Source organism: Amnibacterium soli, assembly GCF_039544415.1.
Lineage (GTDB): Bacteria > Actinomycetota > Actinomycetes > Actinomycetales > Microbacteriaceae > Amnibacterium > Amnibacterium soli.
Map to the genome: position 1 here is coordinate 229,714 of NZ_BAABLP010000006.1, position 22,060 is coordinate 251,773.

Sequence of the window (22,060 nt, forward strand, 5' to 3'; positions counted from 1 at the left end):
CGGTCGCTCATCGCACCTCGCCCTGCTCGAGGCGCTTGCGCCGTGCGGCGACGAGCAGCGACAACGTGAATGCGATCAGGAGCACCCATGCGGCGGAGACCGTGGGCCAGACCTCGATCGCCACGATCGCACCGCACCCGGTCATGACGGCGAGCGCACCGCCCCCCGCGCGGAGGCTGCTGCGGTCGAGCACCGCACGGGTGGAGATCCACGCGATCGCGAGGAAGACGAGCAGACCGATCAGCCCGAAGCGCAGCACCATGAGCACCGCCTCGGAGTCGACCGTCGCCGCGACGTCGAGCGGGTGACCGGGGCTCTCCACGACGAACAGCCCCCGAGGCGGGCCGGCGAGGCCGTAGCCGAACGGCTGCGCCGCGATGGCGACGGGGATGAAGGAGAACAGCGCGAACCGGTACAGGGTGCTCTGATCGAGCGCGCCGGGATCGATGACGGGGTGCCAGACGAATGCGGCCGCGAGCAGCAGCGCGGACACTCCCAGCGCGAACAGCACCCGTGCCGCCGGCAGTCCGATGCCGTGGTGCACTCCGGCGCGACGGAGGACCGGTGCAGCGCATCGCAGCACGACGGCGAGCAGCGCGACTGCGAGCGGCCCGCTGCTGTCGGTGGCCCAGATCCCGGCGAGGAGCACGCCGAGCTCGAGGAAGCGGGCCGGACGGAGCGGACCGGCGAGCACGATCGCGACCGTGGTCGCCAGCAGCAGGGCGAGCACCAGCGGATGGTCGGCCGCCACGATTCCGCGCAGGGCTCCGGAGTCGGTGAGGGCGGCGCCCTGGACCTGCTGCGTGTACCCGAAGTTCGTGTTCACCACGTTGCCCGGGAAGAACTGACGGCCGGTGCGGCGCTCGATCAGGGCAGCGAGAGCGCAGCCGGCGGCGACGACGCGGACGACGCGCGCCACGCCGCGTGTCCGGCCGCTGCCCACCAGGAGCGCGCCGGCGACCGCCGCGATCGGCAGCTCCACGCCGAACTGCCCGAAGGCTGCGGGCAGCTCGCCGGCTGCGGCCTTCGCCACGTCGGGCAGGGTGTTGAGCCCGTAGGCGATGCAGAGCAGGACCACGGGGACCGCGATCCAGACGGCGAAAGCCGCTGCGGCAGCCTGTCGCCGAACGAGCTCCGCAGCCACGAAGGCCCAGAGCACGACCGAGGCGAAGATCGCCGGCGAGGCGACCGAGCGGACGAGGTAGGGCGCGAAGCAGGCGACGACGAACGCCGCCAGCGCACCGTGCTGCACGGCCAGGACGCCGCGGATGGAGCGGGCACCGGCGACCGGGACCGCGATCGCCGGTGCGCTCATGCCTTGCCGAGGACGGCCGACGAACCCGGGGCTTCGCCGTAGCCGTACACGCTGCGGCTCGCCGAATCGGGGCCCCTCGTCGGAAGCATCGTCACGACCACGCCGAGCACCGCGGCGCCCGCCTGATCGAGGCTGTGCAGCGCCGCCTCGAGGTGCGGGCGTCGCGTGCGCTTCGCGGCGGTCACCACGATGGCGCCGCCGGTCCGCCGCGCGAGGACCGCCGCGTCCGACACCGGCAGGAGAGGCGGGCTGTCGATGACGACCAGGTCGAAGCGGGCACGGAGATCGTCGAGCAGATCGGTCATCGAACGCGACTGCAGCAGCTCGGCCGGGTTCGGAGGCACGCGTCCGGCGGGGAGCACCCGCAGACCGTTCTTCCCCCAGGCCTGCAGCACGCTGTCGAGCGAGGCCTTGCCGATCAGGACGTCGACGAGCCCGACGGCGCCGTCGATGCCGAGCACCGCATGCAGCCGCGGCTTCCGCAGGTCTCCGTCGACGAGCGCGACCTTGAGCCCGGCGTCCGCAGCCGCGAGGGCGAGGTTCGCCGTGGTCGTCGTCTTCCCCTCACCCGGGTGCGAGGACGTGACGACGAAGCTCTGGGTCGCGTTCTCGAAGTCGAGGAACTGGAGGTTCGTCCGCAGCCCGCGGAACGCCTCCGCCTGGATGCTGCCGGGCTGGCCCTGCACGACGAGAGGGTGGGAGGAGGAGCGCGGGTCGTCGAGGATCTCCCCCACGACGGGGACGCGCGTCACGAGCTCCACGTCCCGCGCGGAGCGGATCCTGGTGTCGATGGCGGACCGGAGATATGCCGCGCCGAGACCGAGGGCGAGACCCGCCACCAGCGCCAGCAGCAGGTTGCGCCCGACGGTGGGGCTCACCGGTGCCGAGGGCGCGACCGCACGCTCGATCGGGATCACCTTGACCGTCGCCTTGCCGTCGGAGTCGGACGGCACCAGCGTCGGCGACAGCTTGACGAGCACGTCGCTCGCGCTCTGCGCGATCCTCGCCGCTTGACGAGCGGACGAGTCGGCCGCAGTGATCTCGATGATGGTCGTGTTCAGCGGCGCGGATGCCACGACGCTGGCAGCGAGGCTCGACTCCGACTGCGGCAGGTCGAGGTCGCTCTTGACCCGGTCCAGAACGATGGGCTTGGTGACGACGTCGGACAGGGTCTTCACGATCTGCTGCACGTAGGTGCCGCCCTGGTTGAGGTCCGTGCCGCTCGTCGCGGTGGCGGCCGACACCGTGAGGCTCGTGGTCGACTGGTAGACCGGGGTCTGGGCGAGGCTCGTCGCGCCGGCGCCGACTGTGGTGAGGACGGGCAGCGCGATGATGAGCGGCAGTCCGTGCCGCAGCACGCGGAGGTGGTCTCGGAGGTTCACGGGCGAACCTTTCTTGGCATGACTCTGCAGAGCGGTGGGTGGCGCTCACGCCGTTGGGTGACGGTCGGAAGGCGAGTGTGGCACTCGGGGGACTCCGTCCGGAATCCCCCGAGCGAGTGTCAGCGCAGCTCGGTGACCACGAGGTCGTCGAACCAGGCCGCGAGCGGAGCGTTCGTGACGCCGGAGCCGGTGTACGTCCGGATCCCGACCGACCCGGCGGACTGCAGAGCCGCGGTGGTGTCGGTCGTCGACACGGCCCATCCGGTCGGCTCCGCGGTGCCGTCGAGCCAGGCACGGGCCTGGATCGTGGTGGTGCCGGTCCCCGTGACCTGAAGCCGCAGGTGGATCCCCGTGCCCGCCGTCGCGGTGACGCCCTTGAGCGTCGCGGACTTCAGCGAGACCCCGCTGCGCAGGATCTCGACCGTGATGGCGCCGGCCGGGCTCACGTTCACCCGACCGGAGTAGTCGTCGTTGCCGACGCGGCGTCCCGTGAGACCTGCGAAGAGGGTGCCTCCGGTCGGCAGGGAGGAGGGCGTGATGGTGGCGGTCGTGTCCGTGGACGAGGACGACAGGGCTCCGAGGTAGGCGTTCAGCGTGATCCCCGGCCGTCCTGAGAGCACGGCGTGTCCCTGCGAGACGGCGAAGCTCCCGGACTCGGACGGGACGGTCCAGGAACCGCCGATGTCCGCCGTGCCCAACGACTTCGCGGCGTCACGGCCGAACGCGTCCTTCGCGAGGACGGCGTCCGCGGGAGCGGGGGCTGCCACGACCACGGAGCGGGTCACCGAGTCCGTCGCACCGCCGTCGTCGGTGATGAGCAGCTTGACCGCGTAGCTGCCGGCCGCAGCGTAGGCATGGCTCGCTTTCGCGTCGGAGCTCGTCGCGCCGTCACCGAAGTCCCACGCGTACTTGGCGACCGTGCCGTCCGAGTCCGAGGAGCCGCTGCCGTCGACGGACACCGACAGTCCGTCGACGATCGACGTGAATGACGCCTTCGGTGCCGCATTCGTCGGCGCGGGTGCCTTCACGACGACCGCGGAGCTGGTGGAGTCGGTCGCACCTCCGTCGTCCGTCACTGCGAGCTTGACCGAGTAGGTGCCGGCCGCCGCGTATGTGTGGGTCGTCTTCGCGCCGGTGCCCGTCGCTCCGTCGCCGAAGTCCCATGCGTACTTGGCGACGGTGCCGTCCGAGTCGGTGGAGGCGCCGCCGTCGAGCGCGACGTCGAGACCGTCGACGTTCGACGTGAACGCCGCCTTGGGCGCAGCGTTGCCCGGGGCAGCGGGCGTGGACCCGATGGTGGTCGCGACGAGGTCGTCGACGTTCCAGACGACCGGGCCGTTGGAGACGGCCCCGCCCGTGTAGGTGCGGATGCCGACGCCGCCGGAGCTCTGGAGCGCGGCCGTCGAATCCGCCGCGGAGACCTGCCAGGAGGTGGGCTCGGACGAGCCGTCCTTCCAGACCTTCGCGCTCAGCTGCGTCGGGTTGGTGCCGGACGCCTGCACGCGGAGTCGGAGGGTTCCGCCCGCGACCTCCTTGAGCCCGGCGACGGTCACGCCCTTCAGCGCCGTACCGTCCTTCAGGACCTCGACGTTCACCGATCCGGTGCTGCCCACCACGAGTCGCGCGCCGTAGTCGTCGCCGCCCTGTCGGCGCACGAGGAGTCCGCCGTAGGCCGAACCGCCCGTCGGCAGGATCGACGGAGTGAGGGACGCGGTGAGGTCCGTGTCGGTGCTCGGGTTCCCGGTCAGGTACGCCGACAGGGTGGTGCCGGCGCGGTCGGAGACCCTCGCGGCGCCCGACACGACCGAGAACTGCGCGGTGTCCGCAGACGCGATGCTCCAAGCTCCCCCGAGGTCCGCCGTGCCCAGCCCGGCCGCGACGGACCGGCCGAAGGCGTCCCTCGCCAGCGGCGCGGCGACGGCAGGAACGGTCACCTGCACGGTCTTCGTGCTGCGATCGCTCGCCCCGGCATCGTCCGTGACGACGAGCGCGACGTCGTAGGAGCCGCTCTTGGCGTAGGTGTGCTTCGTGGACGCGCCCGTGGCGGTGCCCCCGTCACCGAAGTCCCACGCGTAGGAGGCGATCGTCCCGTCCGGGTCCTTGGACCCGGAGGCATCGACGCTCACGGTCGCCGCGTCCGCAGCCGCGGTGAAGGAGGCGCTGGGCGCCGCGTTCGGCGCCTTCACCGTCGTCGACCTGATCACCGAGTCCGTGAGCCCGCCATCGTCCGTCACCGTCAGCTTGACGGCGTAGGTGCCGGCGGCGTCGTAGGTGTGGGTCGCCGTCGCCGTGGCGGCGCTCGTCCCGTCGCCGAAGTCCCATCGGTACGCGGCGACCTTGCCGTCCGCGTCGGTCGAGGCGCTCCCGTCCACCGTGACGACGAGGCCGTCGGCCGCGACAGCGGCCTTCGCGGTAGGAGCGGTGTTGCTCGTTCCGACGGTCGCCGCGGCGTAGTGGTTCGCGACCTGCGCATCGGACAGCGCCGTGCCGTAGACGGACACGTCGTCGATGGTGCCGGTGAAGTACGGAGCACCCGACCAGGAGTTGTCGCCGCCGACGCGCCAGTAGCCGCGGTAGGACTGACCCTGCGTGACGTCGGCGCGCTTCGCGACGGACTTGCCGTCGATGAAGAGCTGCATGCCGGCCGAGGACAGGGTCGCGGCGACCTGGTGCCACTTCCCGTCGTTGTACCCCGCGGCGCTCTGGATCGTCTGGCTGGCGTTCGGGTAGACGCCGAACAGGACGCGTCCCGAGGAGTCCATGTACACGTGACGGTCGTAGGAGCTGGAGTCGCCCGTGTTCGCGGAGCCGAAGCCCATGATCTTGCCGCCGCTCGTGCTCGTGGTCTTGAACCACGATTCGAGGGAGAAGGTGTTCGGGGCGTCGATCTGGGTGGCGGTGGCAGCGAAGGCACCGGCAGCACCGGAGAAGCTCGCCGCGGTGTCGGTGTCGCCGGTGATCGCGCCGGCAGCGCCGAGCGTCACTCCCGCGCCCGCCGTCAGGTCGCTGCTGGCGCTGCGGTCGTAGACCGTGCTCCCGGAGCGCTCGTCGAACCGCCAGTAGTCCGCGGGTGCATCGGCGAGCACCGCGCGGGAGTAGGCGCCGGCGGTTCCGCCGATCGACGTCCCGGAGACCACGGTCGACACCGGAGCGCTCGTCGCCGTGTTGCCGTCGGAGTCGGTCGCGGTGACCGTGTAGGTCGCGGTGGACCCCGGCGTCAGGCCGGTGTCGGTGATCGAGAGCGACGGCCGGTACCACCATCCGCGGCTAATCGCGGTGGTGCGCCCCACCACGGTGCCGCCGCGCGAGACGGTGTAGGTCAGGGAGGCGTCGTCCCGGTCGTAGTCGGCGAGCCAGCCGACCCGGACGGAGCCCGAGCCGAGCGAGACCGCGGTCGGGGCCCACGCGGAGCCGCGCAGCCGCGGCCCTTCCGCGTTCGGCGCCTTCGACGAGACGGCGAAGCGCACGAGCCCGGTCTGGCGTGCACCGTTGACCGACGGGAACTCCCCGCCGAGCAGCACGTAGCCGCTGCCGGCGGCGACGCTCCACGCGGCCTGCGCCTGCCCCGTGAACGTGCCGGCGGTGAGGTCCGGGTACCAGGGCAGCATGGTCGGAGCCGGTGTGCCGCCGAAGTCCGCGTACCCGGACCCGCCGTAGGTGTTGTGCAGCAGGGTCCCGGTGGCGGGCAGGCTGAACGCGAGCGCCCGCTGCTTCGTCGTGGCCGAGTTGTCCGCGACCGCCTGGTCGAATCCGCCCGGCACGTTCGCGCAGTCGTGCGCGTGGGAGGCGGTGTACAGCACGCCGTCCATGGGCGCCGACGAGTAGGTGTCCCCGTGGCAGTCCTCGATCCAGTTGATCGAGCCGTCGGACCACTTCGCGTTGAAGGTGCCCTCGAGGTTGCCGTCGCTCAGTGCACCGAAGACGTACCCGGTGCCGTAGACGTTGTCGCCATCGGAGGTGAGGCTCATGATCGCGGCCTTCGTGCCGTGGTTCCAGATGCTGTTCGCCACCGCGAACGGCACGGTCGCGCCGGTGGTCGAGCTGACCGCGCCGAGGCCTGTCCGGAGGATGTGGAGCCGTTGAGGCTCGTGAAGCTGCCTCCGAGCACGACCTTCGACCCGTCCGGCGAGACGACGACGGCCCGGACGGTCTGGTCGGGGACGGCCGGAGCGAACGGCAGCAGTGTCCCGCTCGTCGACACGGAGGCGGCCCGGGTCCGCGTGGTGCTGTTGACGGCCGTGAAGTTGCCGCCGAAGAAGACCGTGGAGCCCGAGATCGCGATGCCGTAGACGGGCGCGTTCGGGACGATGCGGAAGGAGGTCGGCGCGCCCGTCGTCGGGTCGAGCGCCGCGACGAACGGCCGGGAGAGCCCGTTGACCTGGTTGAAGTCGCCGGCCACCCAGATCTGTGAGCCGTCGGGCGATGCCGTGATCGCGCGGACCTGCCCGTTCGTCACCGGCACGAACGCCGTCTTCAGAGCTCCGGTGTTCAGGTCGTAGGCGAGGAGGTTCGTGCGGGAGACCGTGCCGACGCCCGCAGCTGCACCGGCCGGCTGCGCGGTGGTGAAGGATCCGCCGACGTACACGGTGTCGCCGACGATCTTCTGGGCCCAGACGACGCCGTTGACCTGCACGGTGGGAAGCGCGTCAGCGGTGACGGCGCTCGCGGCGCTGACGTCGGCAGCGGTGAGGGCGTCGGCAGGCGCTGCAGGAGCGGCGACGAGCGCGAGGCCGAAGAGCGAAGCGCAGAGGGCGAGCGCGGGCAGGCGCAGCCGAGGGGTACGAGCAACCACGGGTGGGTCTCTTTCGGGGGAGAGATGCGGCACGTGGGTGCGTGCCAGGGGTGACCAGACCATATCCGGGCGCCGGAGGATCGTGCAGCCCCCTGTCGAGGGGTCAGCGGTGGAAGCGGACCAGGCCCTGCTGGTGGACGCCGTCGACCGTCCGGAACTCGCCGGCGATCAGCACCCACCGTCCCGATGTGACGACGCTCCACGGCCCCTGGTCCTGCCCGGTCGCCGTGCCGGTGTCGAAGTCGGGCATCCACGGGAGGAGGGTGGGCGCAGGGCGCCCACCGAAGTCCGAGTAGGGGCGCACCCGGTTCTTCTGGACGACACCCGTCGCTGCCTGGGTGAAGGCGAGCGCACGGTGGTGGACCCGCGGACGGCTCTCGCCGAACCCGCCGATGGTGCGGCAGTCGTGCGCATGGCCGACGACGTAGACCACGGGCCCGGACCGCGCGGCCGCGTAGGAGTCGCCGTGGCAGTCCTCGATCCAGTGCGGCTTCCCGGTGCTCCAGGAGGCGACGAAGGCCCCTTCCAGCCGGTGCGGCACGGCCGAGCCGTAGGCGTACCCGGTGCCGTAGACGTAGCCGCCCGAGCTGGAGAGGCTGAACACGGCGGACGCGTCCCCGTGGTTCCCGACGACGGTGTTGAGCCGCCACGTCAGATTCTTCCTGCCCGACCCCGTGCCGACGCGCTGCGAACCCGGTTCCGTCCGTCCGTTGACCGTGCGGAAGCGCCCTCCGAGGACCGCGCTTCGTCCGCTCGTCGACACGACGAGCGCGAGCACCTCGCCGTCGAGGAGGGGGCGCCAGGGCCGGAGCGCTCCGGTGCGCCGATCGAACGCCGCTGCGCGGGTCCTCGTCACGCCGCCCGCACTCGTGAAGGCTCCTCCGATGTACACCGTGGACCCGTGGACCGCGATCGCGGACGCCGGTCCGTTGAGACGTGGATGGAAGCCTGCGCGGACGCCTCCCGTCGAGGCCGCGAGCGCGACCACGCGCTCCCGGGTGCTGCCGTTCACCGTCGTGAACGATCCTGCGGCGTAGACGGTGCGGCCGTCGGGGGACGCCGCCAGCGCCCGGACGACACCGTTGGTGCGAGGCGCCCAGGAGCGGAGCAGGCCGGTGTCCAGGTCGTAGGCGAGGAGGTTGACCCGCCGCTCGACACGCCGCCCCGCCGGGCTGCCGGCCGGCCGCGCCTCTGTGAAGAGACCACCGACATACACGGTGTCGCCGATCACGACCTGCGCGAACGCGACACCGTTCAGCTGCGCCGTCGGCAGCATCCCGTCGGCCGTCGGCGCTGCGGTCGCGATCGCAGGAACGCGGCCGAACGGGATCAGGAGCACCACGGTGAGCGCAGCAGCGAGGGCGGCGCGGGAGAATCGAGGGCGGGATCGTGCCACGGGCACTTGCTTCCGATCGGGTACGGCCTGATCCGGCCTCGGACGACGAGACCGTACCCGATCTGAGGCGTCAGGACTTCGGCGCGGCCCCCTCGAAGGCGATGACCGGGTTGTTCACGGACGTGTCCACGGTCACCTGCACGCGGTCGCGCTCGGCCTTCGGGATGTTGAAGACGAACGCGCCTGTCGCCGAAGCGCCGTCGGCGACCGAGATCGGGAAGTTGCGCGCTCCCGGGGACTGCAGCTGCACGGCAGGGGATCTGTCCTCGCCCACGTATGCGTTGATCACGGTGTTCGACAGCTTCACGGGCGCGCCCGTGGTGTTCGTGATGCGGATCGTGAAGCGGACCGACGGGCCTGCGACCTCGCCCGGGCCCTGCGCCGTGCCGGTGACCGCTTCCATGTCGACGACGCGGACGCTCAGCTCCTTCTTGATGGCAGCGGGCGTGGACTGTGTGATCGCGGCGGTCTTTGTGGGCTGGGGCGTGGGCTTCGCCGCCGCCGCTCTCGACGGCTCTGTCGTCTTCGACGGCCGCGGCGCAGGCGTCGGGGTCCGCGTCGGCTCCGAGGTGACGGAGGGCGACCGGGACGCGGCGGGTGCGGGTGCGGTCGTGCTCGGACGCGCAGCGGGTGGTGCGGAGGCGGCATCGGTCACGCCGACCACGACGAGAACGGCGACCGCAGCGGCGAGCAGACCGAGGACGACCACGGTGGCGCTTCGGCGGGGGCGCTTGTGCGCGGGCTGGCTGGACATGAGTGGGTCCTTCGGGCGGGAGGGTCAGGCGGGGGTCTCGAGCGACCGCATGTCGCGGAACCACTTGGGCAGCGCGAGCACGAGATAACCGAGGTGGGCGAGGAAGAGCAGGGAGTACACCACCAGGAACGGGCCCGGCAGACCGAGGAGCAGGAAGACGTAGACCAGGACGCCGTAGTCGGTGGGCGCGCCGGCGAGGGACCGGAGCGGCGTGCTGCCGGTTCGTATGACGCTCGTCGTGTCGCGACGGGAACGGGCGGCCTTCAGCAGGTCGTTGAGGAGGAATACCGAGAACGACACGGCGGAGACGGCCATGAAGCCGAGCGGCACGAGCAGCCAGCCGCGCTGGTCGGCGGGCACCAGGAAGCGGTAGGCGGTGATCAGCACGGCGCCGTGCAGCGTGGACGACTTGATCGCGTCGACCACGTGGTCGAGCCACTCCCCTGCGGCCGAGCCGCCGCCGCGGAGCCGGGCGACCTGGCCGTCCGCGCTGTCGAATGCGTAGCCGGCGGCGAGCAGCGCCGTGACCGCGACGCCGAGCAGGAAGGTCGGCGGCACGAGGGCGAGCAGCAGGATCGCGGTGAAGGTCATCGCGGCGCTGATCGCCGTGACCTGGTTCGGCGTGAGCCCCGCGCGGAAGGCGGCGGCGGCGATGAACCGGCCGAGCCGCCGGTTGACGTAGATGGGGTACGCGGGGGCGCCGCGTCCGGCCGGCTTCTGCGCGGCGCGGAGGCGCGCGAGGGTCTGGCGGTAGGTGTCAGGGACGGGTGCGGCGGGCCGCTCGTCCACCGCGGGTTCGGCGGGCATGGGGATCCTCGTATCGGGCGCGCTGGGTGACGCGGTGGCCCGATGCTAGGACTCCGGACGCGGTCGGCGACTCCCCGTCTTCGAGGGACGTGGCCGATCGACGCCCGACGTCGCTACGGCGTCGTCGTGACGTAGGCGATGCCCGAGCCGGCGAAGGTCAGCGTCCGCTCGTCCGGCGAGACGTAGGCCGCGTCGCCGCGGGCGAGCGAGATCGTGTCGGTCGCCCCCGAGATCGTGATGCCCCCGGTGACGACCAGGACGACGGCCGGGCCGCTGAGGGCGAAGCTCGCGGACCCCGGGCCCGAGAGGGAGTAGCCGTGCACGCCGGCCGCGTCGCCGAGCGCCACCTGCGCGAGCACGAAGTCGTCGCCCTGCGGCTGCCACACCGTGACGCCCTCGACGGGAGCCATCGGGGCGACCATCGGCACGGGCTCCGCCTCGAACGTCGTGATCGACAGCAGCTCGTCGACGTCGACGCTCTTCGGCGTCAGCCCGCCGCGCAGCACGTTGTCGCTCGCCGTCATCACCTCGATGCCGAGGCCCTGCAGGTAGGCGTGCAGCGTGCCCGCCTCGAGGGCGAGGGCCTGCCCCTGCGCCAGCGAGATGCGGTTCATCAGCATGCTGATGACGATGCCCGGGTCGCCCGGGAACCGGTCCGCGAGCTCCCCCACCGTCGCGAACTCGCGCGCGAAGCTGGTCCCCTCCCCCACCCGCGGCGCGGCGCGCACCACCGCGGCGACGAGCCGGTCGACGTCGTCGCCGCCGCGCAGCAGCCGCGCGACGACCGTCTCCAGCGCGTTGCCCTCCGCGGAGTGCGCCGGCACCGTGTCGCCGGCGACCGGCATGCCGACCTTCGTCACGTCGGCGCTGCTGCCGAGCGACGCGGTCTGCGCCGGGTGGCCCGCGGACAGCTCCTCAGCGAACCGGGAGAGCACCTCGCGGTCCTCACCGCTCGCGCCGACCATGAGCTCCGACATCAGCAGCCGGGCCATGCTCACGTGCTGGAAGCCGGCGAGCGCCTCGAACGTGGGCGACAGGGCGAGGATCAGCTCGGGCTTCGCGGCGTCGTCCTTGTAGTTGCGCTCGGGGGCGTCGAGGGGGACCCCGGCGATGTTCTCCCGCTCGAATCCGGCCCGCGCCTGCTCGGGGTCCGGGTGGACCTGCAGCGACAGGGGGCCGTCGGCGGCGAGCACCTTCATCAGGAACGGCAGCCGGGAACGGCCCGAGCCCAGCAGCTTCTCGGGGTCCGCCGCGAGCACCGCGTCGAGCCGCTCGCCGGCGAGCGCCGGCGTGGCGGAGGTGACGACGCTGGGCGACCCCGGGTGCGCCCCCAGCCACAGCTCGGCCTCCGGGCCGCCTGAGGCGTCACGACCGAGCAGCTCGGCGATCCCGGAGCGCGATCCCCAGGCGTAGTCCCGCGGCGTGTTGGTGATCCCGACGAACATGCGTCATTCCTACCGCCCCGGCCTGCGGAGCTTCCGCGAGGGGCCGGGATGCGGCGCCGCGCAGGATCGGAGCACCGGATTCGCTCGCACCCTCGTAGGTTGAAGGGGTGCGGCGACGGGCGAGGGACGGGTACGTCCTCCTCGCCCTGTTCTCGCTCTGGAACGGCGACGGCATGCGCGACCTGCTGAGCTGGTGGGGGTTCGGCGCGGTGTCCGTGGCGCTGCTCGTCGGCGGCGTCGTCCTGCTGCTGCACGAGCGCGCGCGGACGAAGGCGCTGCTCCTGTCCTGGCGGTCGGTGCCGATCGCCCTCTTCATGGCGCTCTGCGTCGCCTCCGCCTCCTGGTCGGCGTACCCGCCGCTGACGCTCGTCGGCTGCTTCATCCAGATCGCCACCGCCGTGGTCGCGCTCGCGCTCTGCGTCGCGCTACCGCCCGTGCGGCTCGCCGCGCTCTTCGCCGTGATGCTGCAGGCCGACATGGTGCTGTCGCTGCTGTTCGAGGTGGGGGTCGCCCTCTCCCCCGCCGGCCGGATCCTGCCGTTCTGGACGGACTACAGCGCCAACGTGCCCGGCGCCTACTACTGGAGCAACGGCCTGATCTTCCAGGGCGGCCGCATCCAGGGGTTCACCGCGAACGCGAATCTGCTCTGCTTCCAGGCCCTGCTCGCCGCAGTGGTCACCGCCGCACTGGCCCAGGCCCGGGTGGTGTCCCGCCGGCTGCTCGTCCCGGCGCTGCTGATCGACCTGCTCGTGATCGGCCTCACCCGGTCCGCCACGGTGATCATCGCCGGCGGCGTCGTGATCGCGGGCGCACTGGTCGTCGCCGGGCTCCGCCGGTTCGGGCCGCGCGGCCGCATCGCGGTGCTCGGCGGGTCCCTGGTGTTCGTCGGCCTGGTCGGATTGAGCGCCTCCCGCCTCTCCGAGCCCTTCCTCCGCCTGCTCGGCAAGGGCGACGACTTCACCGGCCGCCTCGAGATCTGGCGCCTCGTCGGCGGTCTCGTGAAGGACCGACCCGTCCTCGGCTGGGGCTGGATCGGCTACTGGGCCCCATGGGTCGAGCCGTACAACCGCCTCGTGATCCGGGACGGCGTCCAGTACCTGCAGGCGCACAACGCCTACCTCGACATCCAGATGCAGCTCGGCGTGCCGGGCCTGCTGCTGCTCGTCGCCGTCGTCGGCTCGGCCGTCTACCGCGCGATCCGCCTGGCCCTCACGGACCGGCCGATCGCGGTCCTGCCGCTGCTGCTGCTCGCCGCGCTGCTCACGCAGGGCATGGCGGAGAGCCGGCTGCTGATCGAGGGCAACTGGGCCCTGCTCGTCGCGCTCTCCGTGGCGCTGCCGCTGCCGTCCCAGTCGGCCCCGGCGACACCCGCCCCTGCTGCCAGCGAGCAGGACGCCCTAGCCCGGAGCTGACTGCCCCCGGAACGTGGGGGTCTGCGCTGAGGCTCGACTCACTAGTGTCGTCGAGGAACACCCACTCCGCCGAGGTCACCGCCCAACAGTGACCGGAGCACGGCGAGCACCCCCTCGTCGAGCAGAACGAGCACCGCACCCTCGGTGCCCGCACTACCCGCTACCCGCCCCTGCGCCTGCGCCGGACGCGGTTCTCGACCCGAATCCGAGGACCACTTGATGACCACCCTGCAGTCCGCTGCCCCTCGGCACGCCCTCCGGACCGCTCCGCTCCGCATCGCGATGCTCGGCACTCGCGGCGTCCCTGCCGCATACGGCGGCTTCGAGACGGCGATCGAGGAGATCGGTCAGCGCCTTGTGCGACAGGGCCACGACATCACCGTGTACGGCCGCTCGACGGGCAAGGACGCGCCGGAGGAGCACCTCGGGATGCGACTGGTGAACCTGCCGGCGCTGCACGCCAAGACGCTCGAGACGCTGAGCCACACCGCGCTCTCCTCGGCCCACTTCTCCGCGAGCCGCCGCCATGACGTGGCGTTCGTCTTCAATGCGGCGAACTCGCCCTTCATCCCGCTGATCCGCAGTCGAGGTGCCGCCGTGGCCCTCCACGTGGACGGCCTGGAGTGGAAGCGCGACAAGTGGGGCAAGTGGGGACGCCGCTACTACCGCTTCGCCGAGCAGTTCGCGGTCCGCGAGGCGGACGCGCTCATCTCCGACGCCCAGGGGATCGCCGACTACTACGACGACGAGTTCGGCATCCCGACAGAGCTCATCAGCTACGGCGCCCCCATCCTGACGAACACCCCGTCCGACGCGATCGAGGAGCTCGGCCTCGTCCCCGGCCAGTTCCACCTCGTGGTCGCACGATTCGAGCCGGAGAACCACGTCGACGTCATCGTCGAGGGCTACCGCCGCTCGAACGCGAAGCTGCCGCTCGTGGTCGTCGGCTCGGCTCCGTACTCCAAGCACTACACGGACAGCATCGGCGAGATGGCGAACGGCGACCCGAGGATCCGGTTGCTCGGCGGAGTCTGGGACCAACGCCTCCTCGATCAGCTCTACGCCCATGCGCTCAGCTATGTGCACGGGCACTCGGTCGGCGGCACCAACCCCTCCCTGCTCCGCGCCATGGGCGCCGGCACTGCGATCGTCGGGTGGGACGTCGTCTTCAACCGGGACGTCGCCGGCACCGCGGGCTCCTACTTCTCTTCACCCACCGAGGCGACGCGGTGCATCGAGGAGGTCGAGCGCTATCCCGCCCGGTTCCGCGACATCGGCGAGCTCATGCAGGAGCGCGCTCGCAAGCGCTACAACTGGGACACGGTCACGGAGTCCTACGAGGCGCTCGCCGTGAAGCTCGCCCGGGGCTACAGCACCCGCGGCATGAGCTCCGGCAGGCGGACCGAGTCCGCGTGGTCGGTCGAGCAGCCCGTCGCCGTCGGCGCCGAGCGTGGTTGACGCGGAGCCGCCGGTCGCCCTCGTCGCGCACCCCGGAGCGGAGCTCTACGGCTCCGACCGGGTGATGCTCGAGACCGTCGCCGGCTTGATCGAACGCGGCTGGCGGGTCGTCCTCGCCGTGCCCTCGGACGGGCCCCTGCTCGACAGCGCCCGCGCACTCGGCGCCGAGATCGAGCTGCTCGAGGTCCCGGTCCTGCGCAAGAGCGTCCTGCGGCCGCGCGAGCTGCCGCGCTTCCTGACCCGCTCGGCGGCCGCCTGGCGGCAGGTCGGTGCGCTGCTCGGCCGCGTGCGCCCGGACGTCGTCTACGTCTCCACGCTCACCGTGCCGCTCTGGATCGCCCGTGCGCGCGCCGGCGGCGTACCCGTCGTCGCCCACGTGCACGAGAGCGAGCGGCAGGCGCCGAAGGCGCTGCGCGCGGCGATCGCGCTGCCGCTGCGCCTCGCCGACCGCGTGCTCGTCAACAGCGCGTTCAGCCGCGACTCCCTCACCGAGATCGTGCCGAGCCTCGGGCGCCGGTCCGTCGTCGTCTACAACGGCGTCGCGGGCCCGTCCCAGGTCCGGGAGGCCCGCGCGGACCTCGACGGCGGCCTCCGCATCGTCTACGTCGGCAGGCTGTCGCCCCGCAAGGGCGTGGACGTCGCCGTAGACGCGCTCGCAGCCCTCGCCGGAAGCGGCGTCGATGCACGCCTCGACCTGGTCGGCGCGGTCTTCACCGGCTACGAGTGGTACGAGCAGCAGCTGCGCAGCCAGGTCGCCGCGCTCGACCTCGATGACCGCGTGACGTTCCACGGGTTCCGGCCCGACGTGTGGGCAACCCTCGCCGGCGCGGACGTCGCGGTGGTGCCGTCCCGGCTCGAGGAGCCGTTCGGCAACACCGCCGTGGAGGCGGTGCTCGCCGGACGCCCGGTGGTCGTCAGCGCGATCGGCGGTCTGGCCGAAGCGATCGACGGCTTCGCGTCGGCCATCCCCGTCGCGCCCGACGACCCGCACGCGCTCGCGGATGCCCTGCACCGCATCGCCCGCGATTGGTCCGCCTTCCGCCGTGCGGCCGCCCGATTCGCTCCCATCGCCGCGGACCGGTACTCCACCGACGCCTACCGCCGGACGGTCACGGAGGAGATCACCCGGACTTCCTCCACCCACCCCCAGCACGCCCTCGCCTCCTGAACACCCACCAGAGGACCCAATGAGCGACTCCCCCACGCTGCGCATCGGCGCTGAGCCCGTCGACACGCCTCCGCTTCGCGTCGGCTACGCCGCAGGCGCCTTCGACCTCTTCCACATCGGCCACCTCAATCTGCTCCGCCACGCGAAGAGCGAGTGCGACGTGCTGATCGCCGGTGTCGTGTCCGACGAGATGCTGCAGCTGACGAAGGGCATCACGCCCGTGGTCCCGCTCGCCGAGCGCATGGAGATCGTCAGCCACATCTCCTACGTCGACCGCGTGCACGCCGAGGTCGTGCCCGACAAGCTGGACACCTGGCAGGAGCTGCGCTTCACGCACTTCTTCAAGGGGGACGACTGGCGCGGCACGGAGAAGGGCCTCCGCCTCGAGCGCGAGTTCGCCGAGGTCGGCGTGGAGGTCGTCTACTTCCCGTACACGATGTCGACCTCGTCCACGGTGCTCCGCCGCGCGCTCGCCGCCCTCAGCGGGGGCGGCGAGCGCGTCAGCCGCTGAGCGGGATCAGCCGCACTTCGCGGAGGTTATCTCGACCGGCACGGGCCGCACCTTCGGGGTGTGACTCACCTCCACCGTCTTGCTCGTGTCTGTGCCGCCAGTGAAGACGGCCTTGACCGTCTTCGAGCTGGCTGGGCCCATATTGATGCTGACCGAACCGACCGGCCGGTCGTACATCGTGCCCTTCACGGCCGGCCGATGGTCCAGTTGGCCGGTGGCGTCGTAATTGGTGTTGAACTTGAAGCTGAAGTTGGTGCCCCAGACCACCTTCTCGCCGTCGACGTAGACGGCCTTGAGCTTGGCGCCGACGGGACCGTAGACCTGTACCCACTGGCGATCGCCGCCGGGCACGATGCGCGGCTGGTGGGCCTTGACGTACTCGGGCAGCGAGTACGCCCTCGCAGCAGGCAGCGTGTTGATGACCTTTGCAGAGACCGTGTACTGCGGATCCGCCTTGCACGTGTTCGTCGTGACCTTGATCTGCTCGTCCATGAAGTAGCTCATCTTCGAGGTGGCGTCGTCGTTGTTGTACACGCCCAGCACCGTCTTCTCGGTGTTGTCCTCAGGCAGCATGTTGCCGAGCGGCGAGTCCATGAGGAGCTTCTCCTCGTCGTCGCGGACGCTCCACATCTTCAACCGCTGCTCGTCCATCATCGGCTGCAGCTGCGCCAGGTAGGATTTCGGGTCGCCCTGCCCCCCCGTCACTGCGGAGAACACCCCCTGTGCCGCTGAAGCGAACACGGCGTCCTGCACGTCGGGCAGCGGGTACTTCGCGTACACGTCGTAGAGCAGGAACGGCACCGCGTTCGTGGAATCGATCATGGTCCCATCGGCCAGCTTCACCGGACCCGTCGCCTTGAGCAGGTAGGAGAGCGCGACCGGATCGAACGATATGACGCCGTCGACCTTGCCCCCGTAGACGTTCTTCCACATCGCCCGCGCCATTTTCGCCGTCGAGGGGAAGTCGGGGGTCATGGTGATGTTCGTGACGTAGGTCGAGGCGTAGTCGGTGTAGATCTTCGGCCAGTCGCCGTTGCCGGCACCCTTCGGCGTGAAGGGCGGCACCGTGTAGGGGTGCGGGAAGTTCCCCGAGTCCCCCTGCTTGCCGAGCTTGATCTTGCCGTCGTTCACCACGAGCATCGCCATCGAAGCGGGGTTGCCGCCGCTCGCCCGCTCCTCCGCGTTGTTCTGGAAGATCAGGAGGTAGTGACGGGTGCCCTCGCCGCCGAGCGCCGGGTAGAGCACCGGCATCACCTTGCGCAGCTCGTGCGTCAGCGGCGCGGCCTCCTGCAGCATCGACTGCACCTGACCGATCGGCTCCTTGAGCTGTGGCACCACGTCCTTCGTGTCGATCGCGGCAGCGTGCTTGTCCGCAGCGGTGATGGCGTCGTCGATGTCCCCGATGGCAGGAGTCAGCTTCTTGAGCGGCTCGATGTCGATGCCGCCGTCGTGCGGCTTCAGGCTGTCGACGCTGACACCGTCCGCGGCCTTGGCGAGCGGCCCGACGCCGTCGTGCACCAGGTCGTTCACGAGGTCCGCAGTCTGCCGGAACGCCTTCAGATTCGGCCCGACGACCGGGATCTTCTCGTAGAGCGACCACACGGGATCGTCGACCTGCTGGGCGGCCCTCGAGGTGTTCGCCTGCAGCTTCGTGTACAGCGCGGCCGTGCTGGGAGCGTTCGGCTGGCCGAGCGCGGACTTGAAGGTGGTCAGCTGGCCCTGGGCGGCCTGCAGCTGGTCCTTCGCGATCAGGGCGCGGTTGCCCACGTACACGGTCAGGACCACGACCGCGACGACGCCGAGCAGCAGCGCGACGACACCGCCGATGGTGATGCGTCGGCGAGCGCGCTGCGCAGGAGTGCGCTGCTTCTTGGGCTTCGGAGCCTTCGGCACGGTGATACGGCGTCCTTCCGGGCGGCGGTCTCAGGGCGGGTGCACCCTATTCGAGGGACAGGGCGGGATCCGCGATCCCACGCCGATGGCTGCCGACCACGGCCTACCGTGCCGGGCCCGGGTACAGCGCGCTGCTGTCCGCCGACAGGCCTGTCTCGCCCTCGCCGCAGCCCGCCGAAGCAGTCACGCCTCCAGATGCGGCGCGCCGGACCTGGAGGTAGCCGACCAGCTGCACCAGACACACGACGACCTCCCCGATCGCCAGGCCGATCGCTCCCCCAGGTGCCCCGACCCTGGGGATCAGGGCCCCCATCGCGAGCAAGCCGGTCACCGCGCCGGCGATGGTGCTCGCGAGCACCATGCGGGCACGGCCGTGTGGAACGAGGATGTGCCCACCGATCGACGTGTTGATGGAGACCGCGCAGAACGCGACGCCGTAACCGATGGCAGTGGGCCAGGTCGCCGCCAGCTGCGCCCCGAAGAGCACCGTCGAGACGGCGGGGGTCAGACCGGCCAGAGCGGCACCGCCGGCGAGGCCGAGGGCCGTGTGCGCCTGCAGCGACCGGGCGCCGCGTCGCACCACCGACCCGCCTCGTTCAGCCACCCATCCCTGAAGCGCATTGCTGAGCGCGACGATCGCCAGCAGTCCGATCCTGTACAGCCGGTCACCCGAGGAGTACCGCGCGACATCGGCGACCGGTGCGAGCGCGCCGACCACCGCGACGGGGATCGTGCTGTAGACGCCGCCGGCGAGTACGGCGAACGCCGCGCTGCGGTCGCTCCACAGGCCGCGAGCGGCGTGCACGACGGACCTGAACCCGATCGGGCTCCGCACTTCGAAGCGTTGCATCGCAACGATGCCGCCGACGGTCCCCGCAGCGACCAGCACCGGATAGATCCACACACCACCGGTGAGGGCCACGAGACCAGCGGCGACGAGGGCGCTCACCGACTTGGGGCCGAGCTCGTACTTGGCGATCAATCCGGGTCGACCGACGCCTATCGCGTACCAGGCCGGGGACAGCCCTGCGAGCGCGAACGCCGCCGCCGTTCCGAAAGCGAGCATCACCTCCGGTGCCGGCACGATGAGCACAGAGACGAGGTACAGCAGCGGAACGGCGGCCAGGTACAGCAGTGCTCTGCCAGCGACGCTCGTCCGGTAGACCGCGCGCTGGTCCTCAGCCCGTCCTGACGCGACCCGCGCCGGACCGTAGAGACTCCAGCCCCCGATCGCGAACACCGCTGCGAAGGACCCGAGCGACTGGCCGACGCCGATCGCTGCCCAGCCGGTGGGTCCGCCGACCCGGGAGATCACCGGCAGCACGAGGAACGGTGTCAGCGCCGAGATGAACGGGAGGGCCCCGAATCCGAGAAGACGCCGCCCGAACGACGTGTTGCGGCTCAAGCGGCCACCGCTCCCTCACCCAGCCGACCTCGCAGGAAGACATCGAGCGCCTCGGCGTCGAATCGCTCTCGCTCCCCCCGGATGAACTCTCGGTACCCGTCCTGACGATGCCAGGCGCTGTCGGGGTCCGCGAGGACCCGCTGGACCAGTTCGACCGTCTCCTCGAGCATCGCCGGCCCGGGAGCGACTTTGAATCCACCGCTCAGCGGCACGTCCGCCCAGAACGCTCCCGCCCCGCGGCGAGCCACGGCGACGATCGCGTCGCAGAGGGCGGCCTCTCGCGGCAGCCGGTCCTTCCCGGGATGATGGCCGAGGTCCAGGTAGAGCGCGGAACTCTGCAATGTCGCCACGACCTCGTCGCGGGTGAGGTTCTCGAGCGGGATGAACCGGACGTCGGGCAGTCGTTCCGCTAGGCGGTCGATCAAGAAACCTGACTTGTAGGGGTTGTAGGTCACGGTGCGTCCGCGCTGCGACGGCGCGAGCGGGGCGTGGGCCGAGAACCCCTCGAGCGGGGTGTAGTCGGTGAGCAACGTGGGCAGGACGCCGAGCCGGCTGTGCAGGAAGCTCCAAGCGAACTGCGACTGCGCGAGATGGTGGATCTCGTTGAGCAACGTCGTCTCCCCGCGGAGGCGGCGCCGCACGCCGTGATACGGGACCCGGGCGTACATCTTGAGCCGGAGCAGCAGCCCGGGGTCCGGCTTGGACCACGCGTGCCGAAGCGCCTGGCTGTCGCGGAAGGGGGACGAGTTGTCGATGCTGAGCCACCAGCAGAACCGCACCGCGGAACGATAGGCGAGCAGTTCTCCTGGCTCGTCCTCAGGCGAGACCACAGCGCAGTCGGGCGCGTCCTCGACGGGCGCTTCAGGGGCGTCGTAGACGCTGTATGCACCGACTCTGTCGAGGTGCGCACTTGCGGCGCGAGGGGTCAGGTAGGCGTCCTGACCTTGGCGACGCAGGCTGTCGACGAGTTGATGCAGAGCCTCCGGACCGCCCGTGCGCAGCCCGCGCGGGTAGATGACGAACACCTTTCGGAACACGTCCGTCATCATGTGCTGTTCAGCGCTGGACGACCGGACCTTCGTCGGCGTGCCCCCTGTTCGGGGCACTGCGCCCGGTCATGATGGGCCAATGCGGATCGCGCAAGTCACCTCGTCGTTGGCAGAACCGCTCGGAGGGGCCGAGCAGTACTGCGTCGAGCTGAGCCTCTGGCTCGCGACCCACGGGCACGAGGTCACGCTGTACGGACACGGCGCCGATGACCAACTGCTCGCCCGCTGCGCGAGCGCTGACGTGAAGGTGATGGAGCTCGCGGTTCCGCGACCTTATGCACCGGGAGCTCGATCGTCCTCGGCTCTCGCCAAACTGCGGTTCCACGGGTTGGACCTCATCGAGTCGTTCTTCCCCCGGCGGGCGGTGCGAGCCGTCGCCGATGGGCCGTTCGACGTCATCCACGTGCATCGATGGTCCGGCTTGGGTGCAGCCCTGCTGCGGCGCGGGCGCTCTGCGACGGCGCACACCGTGCACGACTACGCGCTCGTGGACACCACGGCGACGAGCGTTCGCGAGGGGCAGCCGGTCGACAGGCTCCCCCTCCCCCAGCGTCTCCGAGCGCGTGCCCTGCGAGCCGTGACCGCGGAACTCGATCTCGCCGTCTTCCCGACTGCTCGAACCCGTGATCGGCACCTGGCACTCGGAGCGGAGTTCGACGCGGGGCGGACGGCGGTGCTCGGACACGGATGGCGCCTTCCGCCCGCGACCGCGGGCACTGCCGCTCGACGGCCCGGTTCGTTCTCTGTCCTCTACATGGGGAAGCTGACGGAGGCGAAGGGGGTCGACCGTCTGCTGACGGCCTGGAAGCAGGGGGTTCCCGGGGCACGACTCTCCCTCGCTGGAGCGGGCGAGCTGGAAACCGCCGCGCGATCCGCGGCGGCGGACCGAGACGACGTCGACTACCTCGGATGGTTGTCCAAGGAGGACCAGGCGTCGGTGATGACGTCGACCGATCTGCTCGTCCTCCCCTCCCGCTGGCCCGAGAACTTCCCCCTCGTGATGGCCGAGGCGCTGGTCGCCGGGGTGCCAGTCCTGGCGACGCGACTGAACGCACCGGATCTCCTGCGCGACGGCGTCAACGCGCTCGTCGTGGAGGACAGCGAGCAGGGGATCCGCGATGGCCTGCGGCGGCTTGCGGCCTCTCCGGAGCTGCAGGCGCGGCTGCGAGCAGGCGCCCGCACGAGCGCGGAGGAGTTGGACTTCGACCGGCACGGGGAGAAGGTGGCCGCGCTGCTGTCACAGATCGCCACGCGGTACTCGGATCGCTGATCC

Annotated in this window: 16 protein-coding genes; 5 read left to right on the forward strand and 11 right to left on the reverse strand. The window is 71.1% G+C overall.

All coding sequences use genetic code 11. From position 1 onward, the window contains the following. Nucleotides 1-7 precede the first annotated feature (7 nt). The 8 genes from ABEA53_RS14270 to manA form a co-directional block, all read right to left on the reverse strand. On the reverse strand, nt 8-1,315 hold the full coding sequence (locus ABEA53_RS14270; protein ID WP_345481942.1) for a hypothetical protein: 1,308 nt from the start codon (nt 1,313-1,315) through the stop codon (nt 8-10). Beyond that, complete coding sequence (locus ABEA53_RS14275; protein ID WP_345481943.1) at nt 1,312-2,697, reverse strand: tyrosine-protein kinase domain-containing protein; 1,386 nt, start codon at nt 2,695-2,697, stop codon at nt 1,312-1,314. The genes ABEA53_RS14270 and ABEA53_RS14275 overlap by 4 nt, the downstream gene beginning before the upstream one ends. A 119-nt stretch (nt 2,698-2,816) precedes the next feature. Further along, entirely contained in the window at nt 2,817-6,707 is a 3,891-nt protein-coding gene (locus tag ABEA53_RS14280) for a PKD domain-containing protein (protein ID WP_345481944.1), read from the reverse strand. Further along, nucleotides 6,662-7,489 (reverse strand): NHL repeat-containing protein, encoded by an 828-nt coding sequence (locus ABEA53_RS14285; RefSeq protein ID WP_345481945.1) that lies wholly within the window; start codon nt 7,487-7,489, stop codon nt 6,662-6,664. The genes ABEA53_RS14280 and ABEA53_RS14285 overlap by 46 nt, the downstream gene beginning before the upstream one ends. Nucleotides 7,490-7,592: 103 nt before the next feature. Then, a complete protein-coding gene (locus ABEA53_RS14290; protein WP_345481946.1) occupies nt 7,593-8,885 on the reverse strand; it encodes a WD40 repeat domain-containing protein in 1,293 nt (430 codons plus the stop codon). Nucleotides 8,886-8,955: 70 nt separating this feature from the next. Then, nucleotides 8,956-9,639, reverse strand: a complete 684-nt coding sequence (locus ABEA53_RS14295; protein WP_345481947.1) for a hypothetical protein — start codon at nt 9,637-9,639, stop codon at nt 8,956-8,958. Between the two features lie 24 nt (nt 9,640-9,663). Next, entirely contained in the window at nt 9,664-10,446 is a 783-nt protein-coding gene (locus ABEA53_RS14300) for a CDP-alcohol phosphatidyltransferase family protein (protein ID WP_345481948.1), read from the reverse strand. A gap of 113 nt (nt 10,447-10,559) precedes the next feature. Beyond that, on the reverse strand, nt 10,560-11,891 hold the full coding sequence (manA, locus tag ABEA53_RS14305) for a mannose-6-phosphate isomerase, class I (protein ID WP_345481949.1): 1,332 nt from the start codon (nt 11,889-11,891) through the stop codon (nt 10,560-10,562). A 107-nt stretch (nt 11,892-11,998) separates the two neighbouring features. Between manA and ABEA53_RS14310 the strand changes: the two genes are divergently transcribed. The 4 genes from ABEA53_RS14310 to ABEA53_RS14325 all read left to right on the forward strand — a co-directional run bounded on the left by ABEA53_RS14310 (nt 11,999) and on the right by ABEA53_RS14325 (nt 16,440). After that, nucleotides 11,999-13,303, forward strand: coding sequence for an O-antigen ligase family protein (locus ABEA53_RS14310; RefSeq protein ID WP_345481950.1), 1,305 nt, complete (start codon nt 11,999-12,001; stop codon nt 13,301-13,303). A 219-nt stretch (nt 13,304-13,522) separates the two neighbouring features. Then, nucleotides 13,523-14,761 (forward strand): DUF1972 domain-containing protein, encoded by a 1,239-nt coding sequence (locus ABEA53_RS14315; protein WP_345481951.1) that lies wholly within the window; start codon nt 13,523-13,525, stop codon nt 14,759-14,761. After that, entirely contained in the window at nt 14,754-15,929 is a 1,176-nt protein-coding gene (locus ABEA53_RS14320) for a glycosyltransferase (protein WP_345481952.1), read from the forward strand. The genes ABEA53_RS14315 and ABEA53_RS14320 overlap by 8 nt, the downstream gene beginning before the upstream one ends. A gap of 19 nt (nt 15,930-15,948) precedes the next feature. Next, on the forward strand, nt 15,949-16,440 hold the full coding sequence (locus ABEA53_RS14325; RefSeq protein ID WP_345481953.1) for an FAD synthase family protein: 492 nt from the start codon (nt 15,949-15,951) through the stop codon (nt 16,438-16,440). A gap of 6 nt (nt 16,441-16,446) precedes the next feature. On the opposite strand, the gene ABEA53_RS14330 is transcribed toward ABEA53_RS14325, so the two are convergent. The 3 genes from ABEA53_RS14330 to ABEA53_RS14340 form a co-directional block, all read right to left on the reverse strand. Next, the gene (locus ABEA53_RS14330; RefSeq protein WP_345481954.1) at nt 16,447-18,333 is read right to left on the reverse strand and encodes a DUF4012 domain-containing protein; all 1,887 of its coding nucleotides are present in this window, start codon (nt 18,331-18,333) and stop codon (nt 16,447-16,449) included. 103 nt (nt 18,334-18,436) lie between these two features. Beyond that, a complete protein-coding gene (locus ABEA53_RS14335) occupies nt 18,437-19,738 on the reverse strand; it encodes a lipopolysaccharide biosynthesis protein (protein ID WP_345481955.1) in 1,302 nt (433 codons plus the stop codon). After that, the gene (locus ABEA53_RS14340) at nt 19,735-20,784 is read right to left on the reverse strand and encodes a hypothetical protein (RefSeq protein ID WP_345481956.1); all 1,050 of its coding nucleotides are present in this window, start codon (nt 20,782-20,784) and stop codon (nt 19,735-19,737) included. The genes ABEA53_RS14335 and ABEA53_RS14340 overlap by 4 nt, the downstream gene beginning before the upstream one ends. 82 nt (nt 20,785-20,866) lie before the next feature. Here ABEA53_RS14340 and ABEA53_RS14345 point away from each other — a divergent pair, with 82 nt between their 5' ends. After that, nucleotides 20,867-22,057 (forward strand): glycosyltransferase family 4 protein, encoded by a 1,191-nt coding sequence (locus ABEA53_RS14345; protein ID WP_345481957.1) that lies wholly within the window; start codon nt 20,867-20,869, stop codon nt 22,055-22,057. The last annotated feature ends 3 nt before the right edge of the window (nt 22,058-22,060 follow it).

Coding starts and splice junctions, on each gene's coding strand:
- ABEA53_RS14270 (WP_345481942.1), bottom strand. CDS start 1,315: ATGAGCGCACCGGCGATCGCGGTCCCGGTCGCCGGTGCCCGCTCCATC.
- ABEA53_RS14300 (WP_345481948.1), bottom strand. CDS start 10,446: ATGCCCGCCGAACCCGCGGTGGACGAGCGGCCCGCCGCACCCGTCCCT.
- ABEA53_RS14340 (WP_345481956.1), bottom strand. CDS start 20,784: ATGACGGACGTGTTCCGAAAGGTGTTCGTCATCTACCCGCGCGGGCTG.
- ABEA53_RS14295 (WP_345481947.1), bottom strand. CDS start 9,639: ATGTCCAGCCAGCCCGCGCACAAGCGCCCCCGCCGAAGCGCCACCGTG.
- ABEA53_RS14345 (WP_345481957.1), top strand. CDS start 20,867: ATGCGGATCGCGCAAGTCACCTCGTCGTTGGCAGAACCGCTCGGAGGG.
- ABEA53_RS14325 (WP_345481953.1), top strand. CDS start 15,949: ATGAGCGACTCCCCCACGCTGCGCATCGGCGCTGAGCCCGTCGACACG.
- ABEA53_RS14315 (WP_345481951.1), top strand. CDS start 13,523: ATGACCACCCTGCAGTCCGCTGCCCCTCGGCACGCCCTCCGGACCGCT.
- manA (WP_345481949.1), bottom strand. CDS start 11,891: ATGTTCGTCGGGATCACCAACACGCCGCGGGACTACGCCTGGGGATCG.